The sequence below is a fragment of the Halomonas bluephagenesis genome, assembly GCF_054790765.1.
The window spans coordinates 4,033,620-4,057,499 of record NZ_CP133631.1 but is presented as its reverse complement, the minus strand read 5'-3'; the positions used below and the strand labels follow the sequence as shown (position 1 = coordinate 4,057,499).

Annotated in this window: 22 protein-coding genes; 17 read left to right on the top strand and 5 right to left on the bottom strand. The window is 49.9% G+C overall.

The window, feature by feature from the left end; genetic code table 11:
- The first annotated feature begins 164 nt into the window (after positions 1-164).
- From tolQ to REH51_RS18475, 7 genes are all read left to right on the top strand, one after another.
- Positions 165-845, top strand: a complete 681-nt coding sequence (gene tolQ, locus REH51_RS18505; protein ID WP_234667782.1) for a protein TolQ — start codon at positions 165-167, stop codon at positions 843-845.
- 11 nt (positions 846-856) lie between these two features.
- Positions 857-1,294 (top strand): protein TolR, encoded by a 438-nt coding sequence (gene tolR, locus REH51_RS18500; protein WP_009724442.1) that lies wholly within the window; start codon positions 857-859, stop codon positions 1,292-1,294.
- A 13-nt stretch (positions 1,295-1,307) separates the two neighbouring features.
- Positions 1,308-2,564 carry a cell envelope integrity protein TolA gene (gene tolA / locus REH51_RS18495; protein WP_234667784.1) on the top strand — a complete coding sequence of 419 codons (1,257 nt, stop codon included), beginning with the start codon at positions 1,308-1,310 and terminating at the stop codon, positions 2,562-2,564.
- The gene (gene tolB, locus REH51_RS18490) at positions 2,564-3,856 is read left to right on the top strand and encodes a Tol-Pal system beta propeller repeat protein TolB (RefSeq protein WP_498936534.1); all 1,293 of its coding nucleotides are present in this window, start codon (positions 2,564-2,566) and stop codon (positions 3,854-3,856) included. Before tolA ends, tolB begins: the two co-directional genes overlap by 1 nt.
- Before the next feature lie 46 nt (positions 3,857-3,902).
- On the top strand, positions 3,903-4,448 hold the full coding sequence (gene pal / locus REH51_RS18485; protein ID WP_009724439.1) for a peptidoglycan-associated lipoprotein Pal: 546 nt from the start codon (positions 3,903-3,905) through the stop codon (positions 4,446-4,448).
- Positions 4,449-4,551: 103 nt separating this feature from the next.
- The gene (gene ybgF, locus REH51_RS18480) at positions 4,552-5,343 is read left to right on the top strand and encodes a tol-pal system protein YbgF (RefSeq protein ID WP_039869629.1); all 792 of its coding nucleotides are present in this window, start codon (positions 4,552-4,554) and stop codon (positions 5,341-5,343) included.
- A gap of 33 nt (positions 5,344-5,376) precedes the next feature.
- Positions 5,377-6,138, top strand: a complete 762-nt coding sequence (locus REH51_RS18475) for a YciK family oxidoreductase (protein WP_009724437.1) — start codon at positions 5,377-5,379, stop codon at positions 6,136-6,138.
- 147 nt (positions 6,139-6,285) lie between these two features.
- Here the strand turns inward: REH51_RS18475 and REH51_RS18470 are convergent, their stop codons facing one another.
- On the bottom strand, positions 6,286-6,954 hold the full coding sequence (locus REH51_RS18470) for an HAD-IA family hydrolase (protein WP_009724436.1): 669 nt from the start codon (positions 6,952-6,954) through the stop codon (positions 6,286-6,288).
- On the bottom strand, positions 6,955-7,698 hold the full coding sequence (ubiG, locus tag REH51_RS18465; RefSeq protein ID WP_009724435.1) for a bifunctional 2-polyprenyl-6-hydroxyphenol methylase/3-demethylubiquinol 3-O-methyltransferase UbiG: 744 nt from the start codon (positions 7,696-7,698) through the stop codon (positions 6,955-6,957). It lies immediately after the preceding gene.
- Positions 7,699-7,863: 165 nt separating this feature from the next.
- Between ubiG and REH51_RS18460 the strand changes: the two genes are divergently transcribed.
- From REH51_RS18460 to REH51_RS18435, 6 genes are all read left to right on the top strand, one after another.
- Positions 7,864-9,156 (top strand): nucleotide sugar dehydrogenase, encoded by a 1,293-nt coding sequence (locus tag REH51_RS18460; protein WP_009724434.1) that lies wholly within the window; start codon positions 7,864-7,866, stop codon positions 9,154-9,156.
- Positions 9,157-9,165: 9 nt separating this feature from the next.
- The gene (locus REH51_RS18455; protein ID WP_009724433.1) at positions 9,166-10,014 is read left to right on the top strand and encodes a hypothetical protein; all 849 of its coding nucleotides are present in this window, start codon (positions 9,166-9,168) and stop codon (positions 10,012-10,014) included.
- Between the two features lie 82 nt (positions 10,015-10,096).
- Positions 10,097-11,947: an autotransporter assembly complex protein TamA gene (gene tamA / locus REH51_RS18450; RefSeq protein WP_498937771.1), complete on the top strand. Its 1,851-nt coding sequence runs from the start codon at positions 10,097-10,099 to the stop codon at positions 11,945-11,947.
- A 9-nt stretch (positions 11,948-11,956) separates the two neighbouring features.
- Positions 11,957-15,964, top strand: a complete 4,008-nt coding sequence (gene tamB / locus REH51_RS18445) for an autotransporter assembly complex protein TamB (protein ID WP_143759779.1) — start codon at positions 11,957-11,959, stop codon at positions 15,962-15,964.
- Positions 15,965-15,973: 9 nt separating this feature from the next.
- A complete protein-coding gene (gene msrA / locus REH51_RS18440; protein WP_009724430.1) occupies positions 15,974-16,594 on the top strand; it encodes a peptide-methionine (S)-S-oxide reductase MsrA in 621 nt (206 codons plus the stop codon).
- Positions 16,595-16,667: 73 nt separating this feature from the next.
- Positions 16,668-17,171, top strand: coding sequence for a c-type cytochrome (locus REH51_RS18435; protein WP_143759778.1), 504 nt, complete (start codon positions 16,668-16,670; stop codon positions 17,169-17,171).
- Positions 17,172-17,211: 40 nt separating this feature from the next.
- Here REH51_RS18435 and can read toward each other — a convergent pair whose 3' ends face one another.
- Positions 17,212-17,859 (bottom strand): carbonate dehydratase, encoded by a 648-nt coding sequence (gene can, locus REH51_RS18430; protein WP_498936532.1) that lies wholly within the window; start codon positions 17,857-17,859, stop codon positions 17,212-17,214.
- Positions 17,860-18,031: 172 nt separating this feature from the next.
- Between can and gorA the strand changes: the two genes are divergently transcribed.
- From gorA to REH51_RS18410, 4 genes are all read left to right on the top strand, one after another.
- Positions 18,032-19,414, top strand: coding sequence for a glutathione-disulfide reductase (gene gorA, locus REH51_RS18425; protein ID WP_498936530.1), 1,383 nt, complete (start codon positions 18,032-18,034; stop codon positions 19,412-19,414).
- 233 nt (positions 19,415-19,647) lie between these two features.
- Positions 19,648-20,226, top strand: coding sequence for a diaminobutyrate acetyltransferase (ectA, locus tag REH51_RS18420; RefSeq protein WP_009724426.1), 579 nt, complete (start codon positions 19,648-19,650; stop codon positions 20,224-20,226).
- A gap of 126 nt (positions 20,227-20,352) precedes the next feature.
- Positions 20,353-21,621, top strand: a complete 1,269-nt coding sequence (gene ectB, locus REH51_RS18415) for a diaminobutyrate--2-oxoglutarate transaminase (protein ID WP_009724425.1) — start codon at positions 20,353-20,355, stop codon at positions 21,619-21,621.
- Between the two features lie 85 nt (positions 21,622-21,706).
- Complete coding sequence (locus REH51_RS18410; RefSeq protein WP_498936528.1) at positions 21,707-22,105, top strand: ectoine synthase; 399 nt, start codon at positions 21,707-21,709, stop codon at positions 22,103-22,105.
- An 89-nt stretch (positions 22,106-22,194) separates the two neighbouring features.
- On the opposite strand, the gene REH51_RS18405 is transcribed toward REH51_RS18410, so the two are convergent.
- A complete protein-coding gene (locus REH51_RS18405) occupies positions 22,195-22,731 on the bottom strand; it encodes a DUF3833 domain-containing protein (RefSeq protein ID WP_009724423.1) in 537 nt (178 codons plus the stop codon).
- Positions 22,732-22,892: 161 nt separating this feature from the next.
- A complete protein-coding gene (locus REH51_RS18400; RefSeq protein WP_143759777.1) occupies positions 22,893-23,867 on the bottom strand; it encodes an alpha/beta hydrolase in 975 nt (324 codons plus the stop codon).
- Positions 23,868-23,880: the final 13 nt, after the last annotated feature.

Here is a 23,880-nt window from a genome sequence, read left to right as displayed (position 1 = left end):
TTAATTTAAGGCGAACGCTGAAAACATGCGTAAACCTGTGACATGCGTAAACCTATGGAGTAGATAGCGCGATGTAGCGCGTACTTCATTGACGTTAGACACCACCACTGTTCGGAACTTCCGACGTTAATAGCTTGATGAGGGTAACTGTGAACGATAACACCATGTCCATTCCCCACTTGATAATGAGTGCCAGCACGGTTGTTCAGCTGGTGATGTTGCTGCTGGTGGTGGGTTCAATCCTCTCATGGGTGGTTATTTTCCAACGGAGTATTGCCCTGCGCAGGGCAAAACAGGAATACAGCCAATTTGAAGAATCCTTTTGGTCAGGTGTCGATTTAAACGAGTTATATCGAGAAATCCCCGCTGACGACCCACGCTATGGAGCAGAGCATATTTTCCAGGCTGGTTTTCGCGAATTTAATCGTTTAATGCCAAAAACGCGGAATCCCGACACCATTTTAGAAGGTGTGCAGCGGAGTATGCGCGTTGCCTGGTCACGGGAAGAGGATCGCCTAACCCAGCACTTGGTATTTCTCGCCACAGTGGCATCAGCGAGCCCCTACATTGGCTTGTTCGGCACGGTTTGGGGGATTATGGGTTCCTTCCAATCCCTTTCTATGACACAGCAAGCTACATTGGCAACTGTTGCCCCTTGGATTGCTGAAGCACTAATTGCAACAGCAATGGGCCTGTTTGCGGCCATCCCTGCGGTAATTTTCTATAACCGACTATCGAATGATGCTGCTCGCTTACTGGGCAAGTACGAAGACTTTGCCGAGGAGTTTCACGCTATCTTGCACCGTAATTTGCAAGGCCGTGAAAGCAAGTCCAGCGCTAGCTAAGGGAGTACGCTATGCAAGGCCCGTTTAACCGTAGCGGCAATAAAAAGCCGATGGCTGAAATCAACGTAGTGCCTTTTATTGATGTCATGCTGGTCTTACTGGTGATCTTTATGATCACCGCACCGATGCTGACTCAAGGGGTACAAGTAGATCTGCCTCAAGTCACATCAGAGCCTATCGAAAGCCAGGACGAAAGTGACCCTATCATTATCTCTGTCGACCGAGAGGGCGGCTACTTCATTACGCTTGGTGAAGATTCAACGTCTGTTTCTCTTGAACAAATGTCAGAACGGGTAATGGCGATACTACAGCGTCGTCCTGGCACGCCTGTCATGGTGCGTGGCGATCGCAATGTGCCATACGGGCAAATAGTTTTATTGATGAGCACACTGCAGCGTTCAGGTGTCGCTAATGTGGGGCTGTTATCTGAGCCACCACAAGATGGTTAAAGGTAGCGCGCAAATGGCAGTTAAACCACCACGTGACCCACAGGATGTTGGCTATACTTGGCCTACAGTCCTAGCGGTTGCGGTGCATTTATTGGTTGTGTTTTTTAGTCTGGTTAGTCTGCCAAGTTCAACGGCAGAACCAGACTCTTCTTCAATTGTGCAAGCGACACTCGTCAGCACTGAGACATTTACCGATCAGGCTCAGCAGGCGACAGAGCAGCAAGCCGCACTCAATAGTTCAACCGAACCCGACGAAGCTGAACCAGCGCCTGAACCTGACACAAGCGAGCAGGAAGCACTACAACAGCAAGCCGCTGAAGCCGCTGCTAGAGAAGAAGCTGAAGCGCGCGCAGAGGAGCAGGCACGCGAGCTACAAGAGGCTCAAGCTCAAGCCGAAGCTGAAGCGCAGCGCAGAGAAGAAGAAGCTCAGCGTCTAGCAGAACAGCAGGAAGTAGAAGCTCAGGCCCGAGAAGATGCCCAACGTGAAGCCGAGGCAGAAGCCCAGCGCCAGCGTGAAGCCGAGGCAGAAGCCCAGCGCCAGCGTGAAGCCGAGGCAGAAGCCCAGCGCCAGCGTGAAGCTGAGGCAGAAGCCCAACGCCAGCGCGAAGCCGAGGCAGAAGCCCAACGCCAGCGTGAAGCCGAGGCAGAAGCCCAGCGCCAGCGTGAAGCTGAGGCAGAAGCCCAGCGCCAGCGCGAAGCTGAGGCAGAAGCCCAACGCCAGCGCGAAGCTGAGGCAGAAGCCCAACGCCAGCGCGAAGCTGAGGCAGAAGCCCAACGCCAGCGCGAAGCTGAGGCAGAAGCCCAACGCCAGCGCGAAGCTGAGGCAGAAGCCCAACGCCAGCGCGAAGCTGAGGCAGAAGCCCAACGCCAGCGCGAAGCGGAGGCAGAAGCCCAACGCCAGCGTGAAGCCGAGGCGGCTAGGCAGCGTCAGCTAGAGGGAGAGGCTCAGGCTGCTGCTAATGCACAGCAGGCTCAGCAAGCAGCGAATAGTTTTATTAATATTGTGCGTCGCGCGGTAGAGCAGGCATGGTTAATTCCAGCAGGCGCCAGTGACACGATGAGTGCTACGATTCAAGTAAGACTTGGCCCGTCAGGAGAAGTACTTTTAACCACTATCGCTTCATCCAGCGGTGATAGTGCCTTTGACCGGTCTGCTATGCAGGCTGTTGAACACGCTGCACCGTTCAGCGAGCTGAGGGATTTGCCCGCAGAGCAGCAGCGTAACTTACGTCAATTTAATCTGCGATTTACCCCGGGGGATGTTCGCTGATGCAAACCATGAGCAAAGTGTGGCTGGTTTGCGTACTGCTATTCGTTAGTAGTTACGCAACTGCAAACGCAAACCTAACTATTGAAATAACACGAGGGAGCGACCAGGCCTTACCGATTGGTATTGTTCCCTTTGCAGGCGGCGACAACATGCCTGAAGACGTGGCTCAAATCATCCAGGACAATCTCGAACGCAGCGGTTTTTTTGCGCCCTTAGAACGTAATGCTATGTTTGATAGGCCAAGCCAAGCGGGTGATGTGGAATTTGGCACTTGGCGTTCGCTAGATGTGCGATATTTAGTGGTAGGTCGTGCGCAACAGACAGACAGCGGTTATCAGATTCAATTTGAGCTAATGGATATCAGTGGGCAGCGTCGCATGATAGGCGAAGCGGTCACTGCGAGTGCGAATGATTTACGTGGCGCTGCTCACTATATTAGCGATCAAATTTTTGAAGAAATTACTGATATCCGGGGTGCTTTCTCAACGCGAATTGCTTACGTAACCGCTCAAGGATTGGGCGATAATATGCAATTCGGCTTGTATGTGGCCGATGCGGATGGGCGTAATAGCAAACAAATACTTACTTCTGACCAACCGATCATGTCGCCGGCGTGGTCTCCCGATGGCCGGAAACTGGCTTACGTATCCTTCGAAACAGAACGCCCTGCTATTTATATTCAAGATGTTTCGACTGGACAGCGGATACAAGCAAACTCTTTCGAAGGTATCAATGGTGCTCCCACATGGTCGCCTGATGGCCGACGCATCGCTATGTCACTATCTAAGGATGGGCAGCCAGAAATTTATATCCTAGATATCAATAATCGCTCAGTAGAACGTATTACTCAAAACAGTAGCATTGATACTGAACCAGCTTGGGCGCCCGATGGACGTAGTCTAATATTTACTTCTGACCGGAGCGGCGGGCCGCAAATTTATGAGTACTCGTTAGGTAGTGGTGAAGCAAAGCGCATTACATTTACCGGCAACTACAATGCTCGGGCGCGTTATTCACCTGACGGTGAGCACATCTTTTTGATCCACCGTTCCAGCCGTGGATACCAAGTTGCGCGGCAAGATCGTGATGGAGGACGCCTTGTTGTGATAAGTGAAACAACAAGAGATGAATCTCCTAGTGTTGCGCCGAACGGGACCATGGTAATCTTCGCTACCCAACAGGGTAGTAATGGGGTGTTAAGTGCCGTTTCAGCGGATGGCCGCTCGTCATTTAGATTACCCGCAGCGCAAGGTGATGTCCGCGATCCCGCGTGGTCACCTTTTTTAAATTGATTGACGAAAAGTATTAATTTTTTGTTTTCAGGCAAGGAGTCTGATTATGCAACTTAAACCGTTGGCTCGCTCATTGGCAGTAGCGCTATCTATCGTAGTTATCGCGGGCTGTTCCAGCACCGGCGGAACCCAGGACGGTGACTCTTATGGAAGCCAGGATGGCAGCAGCATGGGATCTAGCACCTCAGGTGTTGGCACTGGTGGCCAGTACGGTTCTACGTCTGGTTCCGGCGCAGGCGCTGGTCAACAAGCTGATTCTCGCATTCCAGAAGTCCGTACCATCTATTTTGATTTCGACCGTGACACTATCAAAGGTGAGTACGAATCAGTAGTCATGGCTCACGCTCGCTATCTGCGTGCTAACCCAGGCGCTCAAGTTGTACTGCATGGTCACACCGACGAACGTGGCACCCGCGAATACAACATGGCTCTTGGTGAGCGTCGTGCCGGTGCTGTTCAGCGGTTCTTAAATATTCAAGGCGTGTCTCCTTCGCAAATGAGCGTTGTGAGCTACGGTGAAGAGCGTCCGGCAGCTAGCGGTCAAGGCGAAAGTGCCTACTCTCAAAACCGTCGCGTCGTCTTTAACTACTGATGGCATTAGCGTACCTAGTTGCTGAATATTAAGTACTATAAGCATTAAGTAAGTATTGAGGCTAGGTGCTAGGTACGCTAACTAAGTAATGATTGGAGTCATCATGAATCACAGTCTCAAACGTTATCTTGAGAGGCTGTGCGGTGCGGGAGCCATAGTGCTCCCGCTGTCCGTATTGCCCTTGACGGCCTTTGGTCAACAGCCCCTCGTTCAAGACTTATCAAGCGGATCGAGTGGTTTTTATCAGCAAACTCAACGCCAAGAATCATCTGGTGGCAACTTGGTACTCTTTAACCAAGTGCAAGAACACCAGAAAGAAATCCAGCAGCTACGTGGCCAAATTGAAGAGCTTCGACACCAGTTAGAGCAGCTTCGCCGACAGTCACAGCAGCAATACCTGGATATTGAAGACCGTTTGATGAATAGCGGTCCTAGTCAAATTGAACAATCTACTCCTGCAGTAGAGCCTGAGGCGGCAGAGCAAGTCGCCAATGCACCTTCTGGTCGAAACGTCAGCGAAGATGCTCAAGCAGACTATCAAGCAGCGTTTGCCCACGTTCAAGCACGTCAATTTAAAGATGCGATCAATGCGTTTAAAGCATTTGTCACTGATCATCCCGACACCAGTCTGACTGCGAACGGACATTACTGGCTAGGTGAACTCTATGCCGCTGAAGGCGAACTAAGCGATGCTGATGCGTCATTCAGCCGCGTGATCGAGCAGTACAGCGGCAGCAGCAAAGTACCCGATGCGCTTTATAAGCTAGGGTTAGTAAAAGCACGACAGGGCGAGGCTGAGCGAAGTCGTGAACTACTGGAACAAGTACGTGATGATTATCCGCAGAGTAGCGCTGCAGGACTTGCAAACGACTTTTTACGTCAGTCTGCAGGATAACGACTGTTTACACTTTTGCATCAAGGAAACCTCATGAGCTGCAAAATCGACTATCAACCAGCGTCCAATCTATTGGAAAACCGCGTCGTGTTGGTAACCGGTGCGGGTGATGGAATTGGACGTGCTGCTGCACTTACCTACGCCCGCCATGGGGCAACCGTGATACTGCTTGGCCGCACAATTGCTAAGCTCGAGCGTGTCTACGATGAAATTGAAGCTGCAGGCGGGCCGCAACCTGCCATTTTTCCGCTCAACTTTGAGGGCGCAACGCTCAAAGACTTTCACGATATGGCTGAAACGTTGGACAAGGAATTTGGCCGCTTAGATGGATTGCTTCATAACGCTAGCCTACTAGGAAGAATTACCCCATTTGAGCAGTACAACCCAGAGCTGTGGGAACAAGTCATGCAGGTCAATATCAATGGACCTATTTGGATGACCCAAGCGTTGCTGCCTCTGCTTCAGCAATCAGCTGACGCCTCTGTGATTTTCACTTCATCAAGTGTCGGACGAAAAGGCCGAGCCTATTGGGGAGCGTACTCGGTTTCAAAGTTCGCCACTGAAGGCTTTGTAGAAGTTCTTGCTGACGAACTTGAAAACCAGTCTACTGTGCGAGTTAATACACTAAACCCTGGTGCAACGCGCACCCAAATGCGCCGCGCTGCCTATCCAGGGGAAGATCCATTGACGCTACGTACCCCTGAAGAAATAATGCCCACCTATTTGTGGCTTATGGGGCCAGACAGTACCGGCGTCAGTGGCCAAAAATTTGACGCTCAACCACCACGGGTATAAGCGCAAATGAGCAGATAAGTAAATAAAGTAAATTAGCACCGCTAAATATTTTCACGGCCTTGTGTAACGTGCCTTGTCCATAGCTTGCTGATGAGTCACTTGTCGGTGTTCTAACTGCTTTCATTAAATAGTCGTTTTCTTATAACACTATCGATGAAAAGCGGTTAGTGCATCGACTAGGTCTTGACACGTTTCAAACCATAAATCAGCAGGCCACTGCTGGTAATCGTCTTCCTCACTGATATATCCGTAACCAACCGCGACTGCCGTCATTCCTGCCGCTTTTGCTGCCTCAATATCACGGATATGGTCACCAACGTACCAACATGTTTGTGGTGCCACGTTTAGCCTGCGTGCGGCTTCCCAAAGAGGTTCTGGGGCTGGTTTTTTGACCGCCAGATCATCCGCACATAAAAGAGCTCCTGGCGTGAGCGCCAGGGCCTCGAGTAGCGGAAGGGTATAGCGCCTTGGCTTGTTCGTTACAATCCCCCATAGACGTGATTCTGAATGCCAGCGGGTTAACCATTGATCAAGTGGTTCAAATAGTCGGCTGTGAACAGCGACTGCTTGTTCATAGTTATCTAACAAATACTGTCGCGCCGTATCATGCTCTGTGGAACCACTTTCAAGGCCAATAGCCAGGGTAACTAAGGCACTGCCTCCGTTAGAAACCTGGCCGCGTATTTGCCCGTAGGGGAGCGGTGCCAGCCCATGATGCCGTCTCAATGCATTCGTTGCTTCAGCAAGGTCAGGGGCAGTGTCAACGAGTGTTCCGTCTAGATCAAACAGTATGGCTTCGGGCATTGACGTTGACATTTATTGACTCGCTTTTCGGCAATACATCATGTAATTGACCGATACATCGTTTGCTACTAAACGGTAGTGACGAGTCAATGGATTATAGGTAAGTCCAGTTTGTTCGTTAACCTCGAGATCAGAGACTCTTGCCCAGGCTGCCATTTCAGAAGGGCGTATAAATTTCGCATAATCATGCGTGCCACGCGGCAATAGCTTAAGTACGTACTCAGCACCTAAAATCGCAAAAGCATACGATTTAGGGGTGCGATTTAGCGTCGAGAAAAACACGTAGCCTCCAGGGCGAACCAGCTCGCTACAAGCGCGAATGACCGATGCGGGGTCGGGCACATGCTCAAGCATTTCCATACAGGTTACGACGTCATAATGCCCGGGCTGCTCGGCCGCTAGGGCCTCAACACTGATCAGCCGATAGTCCACGGATACACCGCTTTCTGTCGCATGCAGTCGAGCAACGTTAAGAGGGGCGTCTCCAAGGTCAATGCCGGTAACATCAGCCCCTCGATTGGCCATCGATTCGCTTAAAATACCGCCACCACAACCGACATCCAGCACTTTTTTACCAGCTAAACCTGCACGAGCGTCAATAAAGTCAAGGCGCAATGGGTTAATGTCGTGCAACGGCTTGAACTCTCCCTTCGAGTCCCACCAACGACTAGCAAGTGCTTCAAATTTCGCAACTTCCGCGGCGTCGACATTGTCGTGGTTGCGATTAGTAGTGCTATCCTGAGGTATCGCTTGCATATTTTAACTCCCATTGTCGGTAAGTTGGCATGATGGTGGCATCCAACCAGTCGTTCAGTATTATGTCATTCTAACCACTCCTGGAAAGGAACGCATGAAAAGGAACTCGACATGACTCTTAACCCCCTATTTTCGCGACTTTTATTTTCTCAGGGAGCGTTTTGAATGCGAGTGTTACTTCACGGAAGTGAACTCAGTGCCGCTACTGCTGCCGCTGCGTTAGCCTGGGTAGGCCATCAAGTTGAGTGGCTGCTGCATGAAAGCGCACCATGGCCACAGCTTTTAAAAGCTGATTGGCTGCGCGGCGAACCTGAGTTAATGACGCATATTGAGCAAGCGTTAGCCAATGGAACACTGAGGGTTATTGAAGCGTCAGCGCAGGCTCATTCTCCTGATGTGGTTTGGCTGGCGTTGTCACCTGACCAGCGTCAAGCGGCCAGAGCGCTACTTGAAGCGCCTATATTTGAGCACCACAGCGGTGCTGTATTAATTAACAATTCAACATTCCCAGTAGGAGAAACAGAACAGCTACACGCACTTATGGGGCCTCAGCACAGTAGTGTTGCCTTACCCGATACCCTTGAAGAAGGGCGGGCCTGGGTTTCTTTTACGCGTCCTACACGCTGGCTACTGGGCTGCGATGATGCAACAGGCGAACAGGTGGCTCGTGAGCTTTTGCGTGCCTTTAATCGCCGCAATGATGTGTTCCAGCGTATGCCATGTAGAGCCGCTGAGCTGACTAAACTCGCTATCAATGGCATGTTGGCAACACGTATCAGCTATATGAACGAGATTGCAGGACTTGCAGACACGCTTGGAGTTGACGTTGAACATGTGCGTCAGGGCATGGGCGCAGATACACGAATTGGCTATGAATATTTATACCCTGGCTGTGGTTTTGGCGGCCCCAATTTCTCTCGCGACTTAATGCGCTTAGCTGACGTCCAGTCAGCCAGCGGTCGTAATTCGGCGCTGCTAGAGCAGGTAATGGACATTAATGAGCAGAAAAAAGAGACTTTATTTAGGAAGCTATGGACGTTCTTCGAGGGCGATTTAGCAGGTAAAACGATTGCTATATGGGGGGCTGCCTTTAAACCAGGCACCACCCGAATCGATCATGCGCCAGTGCTCACGCTTCTTGCAGCTTTATGGGCACAAGGCGTAAAGGTGAATCTTCATGATCCAGCGGCAACTCCAGCACTGCACGCCGCAGTCGGTGACCGAAACGATCTAACCACGTTTACCAGTGACCCTTACCTGGCATGTGAAGGAGCCGACGCACTGATGTTGGTGACTGAGTGGAAATCTTATTGGAACCCTGACTGGCATCGTTTAGCCTCGTTGTTAAGTGCTAAATTGGTGTTGGATGGTCGAAATATTTATGACCCAGCCTTCGTGGCTAGCTGTGGCTTACGATATAGAGGAATCGGGCGTCGAGCCGATCCCACAACGTATTGAGGAAAAAACATGCCCAACAGCACTGCGTCTTCTCGCATTGTTCCCGATGTGGATCAAAGCTTGACCGCACAACACTTGCGTCATCGCAAGGGGCCTAAGTTGTGGCCATTGTGGCTATTGATGGTGCTTATTATTATTTCTCTGGGCGCCGCCGCAGCAGGCCTTTGGTATGAAAGAGAACGCTTATTGGAAGAGGTTCATCGAGTAAGTGGAGAAGTATCAAATCTCCATGCAAGACTCGACTCGGGTGACACGGATACACAAGATGCGATAGCCTTTGTACAAGCACAGATGTCAACGCTGTTCCAAGAACAGGAGCAATTAGCCGTCGCGGTGACAAACACCCGCGAAGAGCTGTATGGGCTTTTAACGTCTAATGAAGAGCTCGTGAATGGCGATGCTCTCAGCGGCATTGCCGAGCGCATTAGTCAGTTGGAAGAGCAGGCAGCGCTGCGTGACCAACAGCTCACAGCCATAAGGACATCACTGGATGCGCTTGAGCAAGCGGGCATGTCTGGACGCCAAAACTTAGCAGAAGAAGTAACTTACCTCGAAGAAATGCTGTCACAACGCTTATCTGCGACTGCAAGCCGACTAGATGATGTTGCTCAGTTGGAAAACGAAAGCACCGAATTGGCAACAAAAGTTACAGCATGGCAAGAAGAGATTGATCAGCGCTTTGTTGATGTAAACTCAACCCTCGAAACTCTAAGCAGCACTGATACTGCCGCTACTCAAGAAGCCTTACAAGCACTCGAGCAGCAATGGGCACAACGGTTAAACACTTTAGAGAGTGATATCCGTCAAGTGCGGCAAGCCCAACTGGCATTTAGTGCTCAGATGGAAATGCTCCGCTAGAAATGCACTGTTAGAAATTGTCGGTAGCATGGCAATTGGTAATAAAGCCACCGAGTCGCTGATTTGGTTAGGGATGAACAGCATGGAAAGAAAACGGCGATGGCCTACCGTTAAAGAAGCGACTCGAGGGGTGGTTTTACCACTTCTTGTAACGTGGTCAGCTCCCTTATGGGCACTCAACGCTTCCATCAATGGTGTCAGCAGTGAAGTGGAAGCCAATATTGATGCCTATTTACAAAATATTGACGAAGACCAGTACACCGATGTCAGATTAGAAGGTGAAATACGTAAACGTGCGCGAGAAGCGATGCGCGTCTTCGGCTATTATGAACCAGACATTACCGTTGAGGTTGATAGCTCTCCCATCACGCTTCGTATCGAGCCCGGCTCGCAGGTCAAAATCGACGTTCTTTCTGTCAATATCGTCGGTGAAGCAAGTGATGACCCTCCGTTTCAAGAAGCCCTTGATGCATTTCCCTTAAAGGAAGGCGATACATTACGCCATGCCCCGTGGGATCGGCTGGGCAACCAGTTTTCAGGCTTAGCACTTGAACGTGGTTATTTTGACTGGGGGTTCACTGATCGCCGAATGGAAATAAGGCCATATCTAGAAAGCGCTCGCCTCTACATGGATTTCGACAGTGGTCCGCGCTACCAATTTGGTAACACGTCTATTTCAGGCAGCCATATTGAGCCAGACCGTTTGCGGAAAATGCGGACATTTGAAGCGGGCGAGCCTTATCTCGCCGAATCCGTGGCTCTTTATAACCAGCGTCTAGCAGAAACAGGCTGGTTTAGCTCGGTATCGGTTCGGCCAAGACTTGAGACTGCACAAGAGCTAACGCTAGCGCCACCAACTGGCTCTCCATGGTGGGATGAGGCAACGGCGTCGCAACCCCAGCGCCCCCGACTTTCCAGCGCAGCATTTGCCAGTGCACTTAGCCTTAGCCAACGCGACAATACAAACTTACCTATTGACGTCAATGTAGAACCTGCTGACCGGCATCAATTCGAAGTGGGGGTTGGCTTTGCAACCGATGTGGGGCCACGCATGCGTTTTGGCTGGAAACAGCCATGGATTAACCGCTTTGGTCATAGTCTGAATCATGATTTGTATATTTCAGCACCCGACCAGCGTTTTACAGGCACCTATAATATCCCGTTAGATAATCCGTTACGCGATAGCTATCGCCTGCAGTATGGCGTGCGTAACTTAGATGACGGGGATACTCAGTCGTTAGAAGGCACGGTGGAAATAGCTCGTCGATGGGAGTTCGAAAACCGCTGGGTGCAAACACTTTACTTCCGTACCACCTACGAAGACTTTACCCAAGGGGGGGTGTCAGATGAGGTGTTACTGTTCTATCCAGGCATTCAATGGTCTCGTGCAAGAACACGCCCTCAGCGGTTCCCCCTGTGGGGAGATCGACAACAGCTATCGATCGAGTATTCAGACACCTTATGGGGATCCGATGCCCAATTTACGCGTGTAACAGGCGACACCGAATGGATCCGAACAATCGGCGATGACAACCGTTTCTCAGCAAGGCTAAGTATCGGCGCTATCGAAACAGACAATTTCGATAAGCTGCCTCCATCGCTGCGCTTTTTTGCAGGCGGTGACCGAAGTGTTCGTGGTTATTCCTACGAAAGCCTATCCCCCCGAAATGAAGAAGGGCGCTTACGTGGCGGCCAGCAAATGTTGACCTCGACACTCGAGTACCAGCGTCGAGTCTCAGGAGACTGGTGGGGAGCAACTTTTGTCGATAGCGGAGATGCCTTCGATAACTGGGGGCCAGAGGAGTTAAAAACGGGCGCAGGGGTCGGCGTACGCTGGATCTCGCCTGTGGGGCCTATTCGACTTGACGTAGCACACCCATTTGACGATGAAGACGATTGGCGCCTGCATTTTTCCATCGGACCGGAATTTTAGGAGAGCATTTTGACTAGGGTTGAAACAGCGGCATCCACTAAGCGTCAACCGCTCTCAGTTAAACATCGCGTTGGACTGTTTCTGTGGAGTCTAGTGCGGTTAGTTATTGTGCTGCCGTTATGGCTATTTGGTTTGGTCGCTTTGCTACTCGGCGTTGCGCTCTCTCCTTGGGGAACTGGCCAATTGTTTTCTCAAGGTGAGCAGCGTGGGTTCTTCACATATGAACATCAAGAAGGCGCACTGCTTGACCATTTTGCATTGCGTGGCTTCCAATTATCGCTTGGCGAGACACATGTCAACGTCGACAGCCTAGAGCTAGCCTGGGCTGAAGATTGCGTGCTGTCAGGTAAGCTTTGCCTGGACAGATTTCATCTAGAGGGAGCGGATATACGTTTGGGCGAGAGCACTGAAACGGAACCTGAATCACCAGAGTCAGATGGGCCGCCTAGCATCCAACTTCCGTTCCCTATTGAGCTACGCTCGGTTGAGTTAAATAACGTTCAGCTACAGCTGGCTGATGGAACACGAGTCAGCTGGGATTCGTTTTCAACCGCGATTACAGCACAGCAAAACCTGGTCAATATCGCACCTACCAAGCTTTTGCGACCAACGCTGTATTTACCACCCTCCGCGGGCACTCAACTAACACAAGGCATCCAGACGCCGTTAGAGCCAGAGGGCATTGATGGTGCTGTCCTGGTTACTCAGCCCGTTATAGTAGAACCTGATCAAGCGGCAGAGGCGTTAGCAGCGCGGGAGCGAATTGAGCTACCCGAGATAATGCTCCCTATTGATATCAACTTAGCATCACTCACCGTGACTGACTTTTCTGTCAATGGGGCGGTCGATTATCAGGTTGAACGCTTAGCAATCGTTGTCAGTGCCCAAGGTAATCAAATAGCCCTCAGCTCATTAGAGCTGCTCACTCCTGATGCTGAGGCAAACTTAACGGCTAACGCCACATTGTCAGGCAGCTATCCGTTAGATGCACGATTAACGTCAACCTTGTTTCTACCCGAGATATTTCCTGAGCTAAGTGGCGAAGAGCTTGTTTTGGAGCTATCGGGATCACTAGATGAGCTAACAGCCAGTTTAGAAGCGTCTGGTATCGTTAATGCAACACTAAATGCTCAAGTCGATGCGCTGGCACCGACGCTGCCCTTTGAGATACGCCTGCAAAGTGACCGCTTGCAGTGGCCACTCGCACAGCCAAGCAGCGATGAACCAGCAGAAGCGCCCTACATAGCGGAAGATATAGACATCGTCGCCAGTGGCAACTTGGAAGCGTACCAGACTACACTCGCTTTAAGCGCCCAAGGTCCTCAAGTTCCGCTTACCAATATTCGACTCAGTGGCGACGGAGATCTTTCATCGTTCCGCTGGACGCCGCTAACCCTCTCGATTGATGACAGTTCACTTAGCAGCGAAGGTGAAGTCAACTGGGCATCGTCACTTCAAGTCGACACCACCATCCGCCTGGATCAATTTGATCCGTCACACTTTGTCGAACAGCTCAATGGCAATCTAAGTGGCGATATTGTCGCTAGCGTGCGCCAAACGGGCGACCTGTGGGAAGTCAGTCTTCCGGTACTCGACATTGAAGGGGAGCTCCAAGAGTATCCTCTGACATTACAGGCCTCCTTAGAGGCTAATAGTGCGCTTGAAGTTGATATTCAAGAACTCCTTTTCACTCAGGGTGATAATCGATTAACGGCCTCTGGTCAGGTTAGTGAGCAAGCAATGTCGCTAGATGCAGAGATTGCATTGCGGCAATTACAAACGCTGCATCCAGACTTGGCGGGGACCTTGACAGGGAATATTCTTGCCAGAGGTAGCATTAGCCAACCCAGTGTGGCTGCCGAATTAACCGGCCGCGACCTACGGTTTGCCGAAAACCGTATTGAAGCCTTATCACTGACCAGTAACATTGAAGGTATCGATGACCCGACGCTAGACATTGACCTTGGCTTGCAGCAAGTCAATGCAGGGGGGCAGGCATTTTCAAATATTGCCCTCGAGCTTAGCGGTCGTCTATCACAGCATACACTCACTGTCAGTGTCGACGGTCAAGCCAATAACATGCTAAGCCGTGCGCTTGTATCTATAGATGGTCGTTTTGATCAACAAGCACAGCAGTACCAAGGCCAACTAACACCACTGGAAATCGACTCTGAGTATGGCAACCTGCGTCTAGAAGACCCTCTTGATATTCGTTACAACCTTACTAACGGCCAAGCACAACTTTCACCTTTCTGTGTGCGTCGTGAAGAAGGCGGAATTGTTTGTTCGGAAGAGCCGGTTACCGCATCGGCTGACCAAGGGCGTATGGTGCTAAGTGTCAGGGAAGTGCCGATGGAAACACTTGAGCCTTTACTGCCGGAAGAGTGGAGCTTTGAAGGTGACACAACGGCAGATGTCGTTGCAGCTTGGCGCCAAGGGGGAGCGCAGTGGCAAGCGGATGTTCAAGTATTAAGCGAGTTGGCGATTACTGCGGTTAACGATTATGGTCAGCCTGTACAACTTCCTGTGATTCGTTTAAACACGCAGCTGGAAGCCAACCAAGCTCAGGCGGATGCCGATATTGTGTTGTCATTTGAGGATGCTGGCGAGCTTGCCCTTGATCTTGCCATCAGCGACCCACTTGGTCGTGGTGGTCTAAATGGCGAGCTACGAGCTCAAGAGATTTCTTTAACGCCCTATCGCCCATTGGTGGTGGGTATGGATCGTTTAGAAGGTAACCTAAATGGCCGTATACAGATTGCTGGAACAACCAGTCAGCCAGATTTACAGGGGCAGCTTGCTCTTCGCAATTTAAGTGTTCATGGCCCGGATATTCCTATCGATATCAAAGATGGCGAGCTAATCGTTGCTTTTGACGGCGAGCGAGGGGACATAAATGGTTTTGTTGCTGCTGAACGTGGCCGCTTAAATATCACCGGTGATGCTTATTGGCCTGCTGATGACGACTGGCGTATTGGTGTCGATGTTAACGCCATCCAAGAACCACTATTAATCGTTTTGCCACAATTTGGACGCTTAGAAGCAGCACCTGATATTCGCATTCGAGTGACACCAGATCGCCTACAAGTGCGGGGTAATGTCGATTTGCCATGGGCGCGCTTGGAGGTTGGCGATCTTCCTGCCTCAGCCGTTAGCCCAAGCAGTGATGAAATCATTATCACCGAGCGTGATGACCGAGAAGCTGAGCGGGTGGCCCAGCAACGGGCAGCCAGTGGCGAGCCAAGCGCAGCTGACGAGTTATCACAATCAGGAATGGCCCTTGACGTGCTCATCACACTAACGCTGGGGCGTGATATGCAAATCTCAGCATATGGGCTTAATTCTAGGTTAGGTGGCACACTAGAGATTCGTCAGGATAGCGGCGGACTTCAGCTGTTCGGTGATGTCAATCTAGTGGATGGCCGCTTTCAAGCCTTTAGCCAAGACCTGTTGATACGCCGTGGACAGCTGATATTTAGCGGGCCTCCTGGGCTTCCAATTCTAGATTTCGAGGCGATTCGTAACCCAGAAATCACAGAAGATGAGGTTATTGCTGGCCTTAGGGTCAGTGGCAATGCAGAAGAGCCCAACATATTAATTTTTTCTGAGCCAGGAATGGATGAAACCCGTGCGTTGTCGTATCTATTAAGAGGGCGTGCACCCGATGCTTCTGGTGGAGGAATTGATAGCGCCCTTACCACCGCCTTAATTGGAATGTCTCTTGGCCGAACAGGCGGAGCGGTTGGTTCTATCGGGGAAGCGTTTGGCATTAGCGACTTAACCTTGGATACCACTGGGGCAGGTGACAACAGCCAAGTAGCACTTACTGGGCAGTTAACCGACGACATCCGAATTAGCTACGGTGTTGGTATTTTCTCGCCCATTGCAGAACTGACGCTACGCTACACACTTTGGCGTAATCTGTACGTGCAGGCAGTATCGGGTGCTAACCAAGCCGTCGACTTAATTTACACCTTCACTCGATCAGGTGACCCTGCTATTTATCCACGGCAATAAGAGGGCGTTATGACGCTATTTTCTAAAGCAAGCTCAGCACCACTTGGCCGCGAAACGCCGCTTGAAACGAGTCGTGTGCATACCGTTACTGGTCACTCGCTCCATCCTCCTTTTCCAGAAGGGCATGAGGAAATCGTCTTAGGAATGGGGTGCTTTTGGGGCGTTGAGCGCCTGTTCTGGCAAGTGCCGGGGGTTTACGTAACTGCCGCAGGCTATGCCGGGGGCGAAACACAAAACCCAACTTACCAAGAAACCTGCACGGGACAAACAGGCCATACCGAGGTAGTTAGGGTGGTATACGATCCGAGCACCACATCACTGGATACGCTGTTGCAAATTTTTTGGGAACAGCACGACCCTACTCAAGGAAATCGCCAAGGCAACGATGTGGGTAGCCAGTACCGTTCTGCTATTTTCACTACGACGGATGCCCAGTTGATCGCTGCTGAAAAGAGTGTCGATGCCTATCAAAAGGCACTCGACAAAGCTGGCCGCGGTGCTATTACTACCGAGATCAAGCCACTGAATGTTTTTTACTATGCGGAGGCTTATCATCAGCAGTACTTGGACAAAAACCCGACTGGTTACTGTGGACTCAAAGGTACTGGCGTTACGTGTCCCATCGGTTAGTCGTGGTGAGAAGGGCCAAATAATCCATCACAAGGTCAGCAAAATGCCACATACCTTAAAACGCTCATGGCTCATGCCTTCGCTTTGGGCCCTGACTGTCTCTGGTTCAATTGCTGCGCATGCCATGGCAGAAGAAATATCAGTAGCTGAAGACGCAGCGCCACCTATGCCACAAACGGTTGAAGAGAGTCCGTTTACAAGTGAGCGTGAAGCGGTCATATGGCGTCAAGATGAATTAAAAGAGCTTGAGAGGCTGCTTCGTCAGCTGCGTTTTGACTTGGTGAATAATCAAGATGCTCGCGGGGCCGCGCCGCGTTTAGCAACGCTTCAGGAACAAGCTACCCAAGCTCATTTTTTGCCCGCGTTTATTGTCGGTACACATGGGCGTGGGTCCGACGCCCGTCCAGAAATCTGGGAAGAGTGGGAAGATTTTGCAGCAGGCTTCACGGATCTTGAACAAAAAGTAGCGGTGTTGGTTGATGCGGCCGAGCAAGAGGATTATCGCGCGGCCACGCGAGCATTTTCTGATGTTGGTTTAAGCTGTAAGAGCTGCCATCGCGCCTACCGCTATAATTAACCAAGATGGATATAACTAATAGCGATAGGCGCAGATATTGTCAGTCGCTTTGTTGAAGGCGGTCGATACGATAAAGGGGTTCAACCTGCTCCAGGCCTGTTATGGTGCACTTCAGATCTTTTACGCGGCCGTCGCTCAAACCATAGACCCAGCCATGCACTGAAATATTCTGGCCTCTCTGCCAGGCGCGTTGCAGAATTTTGGTTCGGCATAATCTGTTAACTTGAGCCTTAACGTTCAATTCGCACATGCGATCAATCTGCTCTTCCATTGGTAAGTGTTCAAGCGAATCACGGTGGCGGTTATACTGTTCGCGCACTGAATGCAGCCAGTAATCGACGACACCGCATTCGCCACCTGTCACCGCCGCTTTAATGCCACCACAACCATAATGCCCCACAATCATAATGTGGCTGACCTTAAGTACATCCACCGCAAACTGCACAACAGATAGTGCGTTCATGTCGGTATGGTGGAGAAGGTTGGCGACATTACGATGGACAAAAACTTCGCCTGGCGGAAGGGCAATGATCTGGTTAGCAGGTACACGGCTGTCAGAACAACCAATCCAGAGGTAATCGGGATTTTGCTGATTGGACAACCGTTTAAAGTAGTCGGGGTCTTCCTCACACATACGCTCTGCCCAGGCGCGATTATTATCAAGCAGTGTCTCAATAGAGTTAGACATTAAATCTCCGTCACAGGTTAGGAGCTGTTAGATTCAAGATAGAGCAAACTAGGATACAGAGAGAGCGTTTTTAACCTTCTCAGAATCTAAGGTCAATCTTTGTGCTTTATGGTCGTTATTGGCAAGTACATGATCGACAAGTACAAGTAGTGGTTCAGGATAGGAGCAGCACATGGCAGCAAATGCGGAATATGAATACGATTTACTAGTGGTAGGGGCAGGCTCAGGTGGTGTGCGTGCGGCACGAATGGCAGCAGCAACCGGTGCCAGAGTTGCCATAGTAGAAGATCGCTACTTGGGCGGTACCTGTGTCAATGTCGGCTGCGTTCCTAAAAAGCTATACTCCTATGCGGCTCACTTTCACGATAGCTTTGATGATGCAGCGGGCTTTGGATGGCAGTTGCCAGGACCGGCCACCTTTGACTGGTCAGTGCTACGCGATAATAAAACCAGTGAGATAAAACGGTTAAATGGCATTTATCAGCGAATGTTAGAGGGCGCTGGTGTCGTGTTGCTTCATGCTAGAGCAACCGTGAAAGATGAACACACAGTTTCATTGACCTCAGAGGAGGGTGTTACCCAAGTAACCGCGCAAAAGATACTGCTGGCTACAGGTGGCTGGCCATGGGTGCCTGATTTTCCTGGCAGTGAATATACAGTCACTTCAAATCAAATATTTGATCTTGATACTTTTCCAGATCGTTTTCTCGTTTTGGGTGGTGGCTATATTGCGGTTGAGTTCGCGAGTATTTTTAACGGCCTCGGAAGCGAAACGCATTTGATTTATCGTGGAGACCTTTTTCTAAAAGGGTTTGATGAAGAAGTCCGTGCTTTTACCCGGGATGAAATGAGCAAAAAAGGCGTCAATCTTCATTTCAATACCAATATTGAACGGATTGAACCCAACGGCGCTGCGTTTAACGTGTACTTAACTAACGGTGATGTCCAAGAGGTAGATGCCGTTTTGGCCGCGACAGGGCGTAATGCCAATACGCAGGGGCTAGGGCTTGAAGCGTTGGGTATTCATCTAGATAGCCATGGCAAAATACCGGTGAATGACCGCTATGAGACGTCGGTCCCTTCTATTTTGGCGCTTGGCGATTTAACCCAGGGGCCTGAGCTGACGCCTGTAGCGCTAGCTGAGGCGATGCAGCTAGTCGATATTCACTTCAAAGATATACTGCCTAAACCGCTGGACTACGCCACGATTCCTACGGCTGGTTTTTGCCATCCGAATATCGGAACGGTAGGGCTATCTGAGGAGGCTGCCAGAGAAAACATTGGCAAAATTCGTGTTTATCGTGCGGACTTTAAAGCAATGAAACACACATTGTCAGGTAGTCAAGAACGCACCTTAATGAAGCTAATCGTTGATGATGCAACGGACGTTGTCGTTGGAGCCCATATGGTAGGTGATGAGGCAGGTGAACTCATCCAGGGGATCGCCATTGCGGTCAGAGCGGGGCTTACAAAAGAAGACTTTGATCGCACAATAGGTATTCATCCAACAGGGGCGGAAGAATTTGTAACGATGAGAACTCCTGCGCGCAATTGATTTCATAAAATTCACATTTTAAGGCGAGCATTAGCTCGCTTTTTTTATCTCGCGCCTAAGTGAGGTTGTTCTAAACTCTTCCAATACCGCTGTTTTGAACCTGATTTCACCAGGCAACGCAGCATTTGATAACCAAAATTTATGGAAAACGTTAGGATGAATAATATGATTTTTGAATTGCTCATAATCAGCTGTTATAATGATGCTCAAATTCGCTACAGCGAAGCATAACCATGAGTACGCCAATAACACCTTTTACCCCTTCTGCAGACCTTGCTCGCCCGACAGTTGCTGATGCTGTCGTTGGGCATACGTCTACACCGTTGTTTATTCGAAAGCCGAATGCAGATGATGGTTGGGGCGTTTATGAGTTAATCAAAGCTTGTCCGCCGCTTGATGTTAATTCTGCTTATGCCTACCTGTTGCTAGCAACACAGTTTCGTGACACGTGTGCAGTTGCTACCAATGAAGAGGGCGAAATTGTCGGTTTTGTATCTGGCTATGTGAAAGATAATGCACCGGATACGTATTTTCTCTGGCAAGTTGCTGTCGGCGAAAAAGCTCGTGGTACCGGTTTGGCGCGCCGCTTGGTTGAAGCCATTATGTCGCGGCCAGAACTCGATAATGTGCATCATCTGGAAACGACGATCACTCCAGACAATCAAGCTTCTTGGGGATTGTTTCGCCGTCTAGCAGCACGTTGGCAAGCCCCTCTAAACAGCCGTGAATATTTCTCTACCGAACAGCTCGGTGGAGAGCATGATCCAGAAAATTTAGTCCGTATAGGTCCATTCCAAACGGACAACATGTAACGAAACTGACCAGCTATGGCTTTATACATTACTCTCAGTAGCTGGTTTGCGTTTTTTAATTTTGTTGTCTCTGTTTCCGCCAGTTTGTCCCACGCTTGGCTCAATGATTAAAAAAGGAGGTCTTTAATGCAGACCCAGACGCTAGAACGCATGGAATCTAACGTACGCACTTATTCGCGTTCATTCCCCGTTGTGTTTACTAAAGCTCAAAACGCTCGTTTAACGGATGAGAATGGTCGCGAGTACATTGATTTCTTAGCCGGTGCTGGCACTCTCAATTACGGTCACAACAATCCCCACCTCAAGCAGGCAATGATCGACTATCTGGCGACAGACGGCATTGTTCATGGCCTGGATATGTGGACCGCAGCAAAGCGCGATTACCTGGAAACCCTAGAAGAAGTTATTTTCAAACCACGTGGTTTAGACTACAAGGTACATCTGCCTGGCCCGACAGGTACTAACGCAGTAGAAGCGGCCATCCGTTTGGCCCGTGTTGCTAAAGGTCGCCATAACATTGTGACCTTCACCAACGGCTTCCACGGCGTCACTATGGGAGCATTGGCCACCACGGGTAATCGTAAGTTCCGCGAAGCAACTGGCGGTATCCCTACACAGGGGGCAAGCTTTTTACCCTTTGATGGTTACATGGGTGAACACGCGGATACGCTGGATTACTTTGAAAAATTACTTAACGACAAATCTGGCGGCCTCGATATTCCAGCAGGCGTTATTGTTGAAACCGTGCAAGGCGAGGGCGGTATTAACGTAGCGGGCATTGAGTGGCTCAAACGTTTAGAAAGTATCTGTCACGCCCATGATATTTTGTTGATCATCGACGACATACAAGCGGGCTGTGGCCGTACGGGTAAGTTCTTTAGCTTCGAGCATGCGGGCATAACACCTGACATCGTGACCAATTCAAAATCTCTCTCTGGTTTTGGGATGCCATTTGCCCACGTATTGATGCGCCCAGAGCTTGATAAGTGGAAACCTGGCCAGTACAACGGCACGTTCCGTGGCTTCAGCTTGGCGATGGTAACCGCCACAGCTGCACTTAAAAAATATTGGTCAAATGATGTTTTTGAGCGTGATGTTCAGCGTAAAGCGCGTATTGTTGAAGAACGTTTCCAAAAGCTAGCAGCCTTACTCAGCGAGAACGGCATGCCTGCCACCGAACGTGGACGTGGCCTCATGCGTGGTATTGATGTTGTCTCTGGTGATATTGCTGACAAGATCACTAGTAAAGCGTTTGAACACGGCCTTATTATCGAGACCAGTGGCCAAGACGGCGAAGTAGTGAAGTGCCTATGCCCGCTGACCATCAGTGATGAGGACTTACTGGAAGCGCTGGATATTCTAGAAGCCTCGGTCAATGCTGTTATCCAAGCGTGATTTAGAGTTAGGCTTATTTAGCAGCATCGATTCAGCACTGGGCCGCCTTGGCTTAAAGCCAAGGACCCTATAACGGAGCAATTCTATGATCGTTCGTAATCTTGAAGAAGCACGTAAAACAGATCGTCTTGTTACTGCCGAAAATGGCAACTGGGACAGCACGCGTCTAGTTCTAGCCAACGACAATGCAGGTTTCTCATTTCATATTACCCGCATTTTCCCAGGCACTGAGACGCACATTCACTACAAAAATCATTATGAAGCCGTGTTTTGCTATGAAGGTGAAGGCGAGGTAGAACCCCTGGCCGATGGCAAAATCTGGCCGATCAAAGCAGGCGATATTTACCTGTTAGATCAGCATGACGAGCATCTTTTACGTGGCAAAGAAAAAGGTATGACCGTTGCGTGTGTCTTCACACCTGCTATTACTGGCAATGAAGTACACCAGGAAGACGGCTCATACGCAGCACCCGCGGGTGAGTAAAATTCAACGTTAGCTTTCTTGATTGGCTAATGGCAAAACAGCCTGCTTTATTAAGCAGGCTGTTTTTGATGGAGGGCCCCCATTGTCGCTTAAGAATCAACTTGCTCGAAAACCAAAGTAATTTCACCTAGGGTAAGGCCGAATTTTCGCATCGCGGTACGATTTATCAAGCGACCATCTGGCTGCAAATACATCCAATCATCCATGGTAAAACGGATAGTACGGCCGCTTACCTCGATATCAAGCGGATAGCGCATATGGAAGGCGTATCCGTATTGACGAGCATCTACTTGACCTTCAACATCATTCGCCGTGCCAACCCAGTGCTGATCGTCAACGCGCTCGAACGTCCATACTCGACGGTCTGTCTCGCCATCTGCAAACAAAAAGGTTTCATCAAGTGTTAGCGTATTATTTTCATAAGTACCGATAATATCGACCGTAAAACGGCGCTGTACTTCGCCAGAGTAGTCTTGCACCATGCCCCAGGCTCGAGTATTGCCAGTAAAGTACTCAGCGATATCTAAACGAGGCGTTGTGTTGACATAATCTTCAACGTCGACATTGGCACAGCCTGCCAATACAAATAGGGCGGCCACAAACATAAGCTTGCGTATGCTGATCATTAGATACTTCCTACATAGAGAATGCCATTCGTATAAACATTGTAGAAGAAAATAATGCAACGCGGTGCCATTAGCAAGTAAATCTTCAGAACCATACAGGTTCGCATAATATATATTATGTTAAATCGGATAGATTTTAAGATTGTGCTTTTGTACTGGTTTCAGCTGGTTCCACTTTCATTTCTTATGGGAAGACACGTTTCTAAAAAATGAACTTGATCTCTTATTAATTCTTGAAAGCCTCTCCCCTGGTAGACACCAAAATGATCGATTTCATAGGTCTTAACCGTTGCGCTGTGTCCAATTTTTGCAGCGGCTTGATAACCTGGTTTGCGCGGTGTGATCTCATCATCAAGGCATAGCTGCAGTAACACCGGGCATCGAATGCGCGAAACTCGTCGGATAGGACGATAACAACCTAATGCGAGCAGTATCCTTGGAGAGATGGCATTGGCGAAATGAGCTGGAACAACTGACTGGAAGCTAGCCAGTGCCCCAGGAATAGTTATCGCCGCTAGACTATTCGGGGCGCCAACAATCGGGATTAGTAGCGGATCGAGTGCAAACCAACCACGTGTCAAATCCTCTAAGCCACTTTTCGCAATCTTTAAACCTTGTGAGTAACCTTCACTCTGCCACATAGAGCACACCGAGGCATATCCATCAATGATCGGGTTCGAAACGACCACTGCAGAGATGTCGTTTCGTTCAGAGGCCATTGTCAGTACATGGGCACTGGAAAGAGAAGTCCCCCATAACACCAGGGGTAGATTTGGCTCAAGCCTCTTGGCATGCATTAAGGCCGATCGCCAGTCAGCAAGTTGATTTTGAATGGATGCGAACTGGCGTGGTTTGCCGTTAGATTTGCCGAAAAAACGGTAGTCGAATGCCAACACTTTAATGCCTGATTGCGCTAAGCGTTCAGCGAAATCGACTAAGTCAGCATCTACGGTGCCTCCCAAGCCAGGTGCCATCACCAATATGGCGCGCGCCTTCACTTCAAGAGGAGTGAAGAGGCTTCCTCGGCACACAGTTCCCACGCTAACGAAAGAAACATCGGATATGTCTACATATGAGGACTCGGCCTTAACAGCGACAGCCCCTCTCCGTTGAGGAAAAACCAGCGTTAGGCCCAAGGTTATGCCTCCA

What these genes read in the sequence shown, in the direction of transcription:
- msrA (WP_009724430.1), top strand. Translation starts at nt 15,974, where the DNA reads ATGACGCTATTTTCTAAAGCAAGCTCAGCACCACTTGGCCGCGAAACG.
- tolR (WP_009724442.1), top strand. Translation starts at nt 857, where the DNA reads ATGCAAGGCCCGTTTAACCGTAGCGGCAATAAAAAGCCGATGGCTGAA.
- tolB (WP_498936534.1), top strand. Translation starts at nt 2,564, where the DNA reads ATGCAAACCATGAGCAAAGTGTGGCTGGTTTGCGTACTGCTATTCGTT.
- REH51_RS18435 (WP_143759778.1), top strand. Translation starts at nt 16,668, where the DNA reads ATGCCTTCGCTTTGGGCCCTGACTGTCTCTGGTTCAATTGCTGCGCAT.
- ybgF (WP_039869629.1), top strand. Translation starts at nt 4,552, where the DNA reads ATGAATCACAGTCTCAAACGTTATCTTGAGAGGCTGTGCGGTGCGGGA.
- REH51_RS18460 (WP_009724434.1), top strand. Translation starts at nt 7,864, where the DNA reads ATGCGAGTGTTACTTCACGGAAGTGAACTCAGTGCCGCTACTGCTGCC.
- REH51_RS18470 (WP_009724436.1), bottom strand. Translation starts at nt 6,954, where the DNA reads ATGTCAACGTCAATGCCCGAAGCCATACTGTTTGATCTAGACGGAACA.
- gorA (WP_498936530.1), top strand. Translation starts at nt 18,032, where the DNA reads ATGGCAGCAAATGCGGAATATGAATACGATTTACTAGTGGTAGGGGCA.
- REH51_RS18410 (WP_498936528.1), top strand. Translation starts at nt 21,707, where the DNA reads ATGATCGTTCGTAATCTTGAAGAAGCACGTAAAACAGATCGTCTTGTT.
- ectB (WP_009724425.1), top strand. Translation starts at nt 20,353, where the DNA reads ATGCAGACCCAGACGCTAGAACGCATGGAATCTAACGTACGCACTTAT.
- ubiG (WP_009724435.1), bottom strand. Translation starts at nt 7,698, where the DNA reads ATGCAAGCGATACCTCAGGATAGCACTACTAATCGCAACCACGACAAT.
- REH51_RS18475 (WP_009724437.1), top strand. Translation starts at nt 5,377, where the DNA reads ATGAGCTGCAAAATCGACTATCAACCAGCGTCCAATCTATTGGAAAAC.
- tolQ (WP_234667782.1), top strand. Translation starts at nt 165, where the DNA reads ATGTCCATTCCCCACTTGATAATGAGTGCCAGCACGGTTGTTCAGCTG.
- tamA (WP_498937771.1), top strand. Translation starts at nt 10,097, where the DNA reads ATGGAAAGAAAACGGCGATGGCCTACCGTTAAAGAAGCGACTCGAGGG.
- tolA (WP_234667784.1), top strand. Translation starts at nt 1,308, where the DNA reads ATGGCAGTTAAACCACCACGTGACCCACAGGATGTTGGCTATACTTGG.
- ectA (WP_009724426.1), top strand. Translation starts at nt 19,648, where the DNA reads ATGAGTACGCCAATAACACCTTTTACCCCTTCTGCAGACCTTGCTCGC.
- REH51_RS18455 (WP_009724433.1), top strand. Translation starts at nt 9,166, where the DNA reads ATGCCCAACAGCACTGCGTCTTCTCGCATTGTTCCCGATGTGGATCAA.
- REH51_RS18405 (WP_009724423.1), bottom strand. Translation starts at nt 22,731, where the DNA reads ATGATCAGCATACGCAAGCTTATGTTTGTGGCCGCCCTATTTGTATTG.
- pal (WP_009724439.1), top strand. Translation starts at nt 3,903, where the DNA reads ATGCAACTTAAACCGTTGGCTCGCTCATTGGCAGTAGCGCTATCTATC.
- can (WP_498936532.1), bottom strand. Translation starts at nt 17,859, where the DNA reads ATGTCTAACTCTATTGAGACACTGCTTGATAATAATCGCGCCTGGGCA.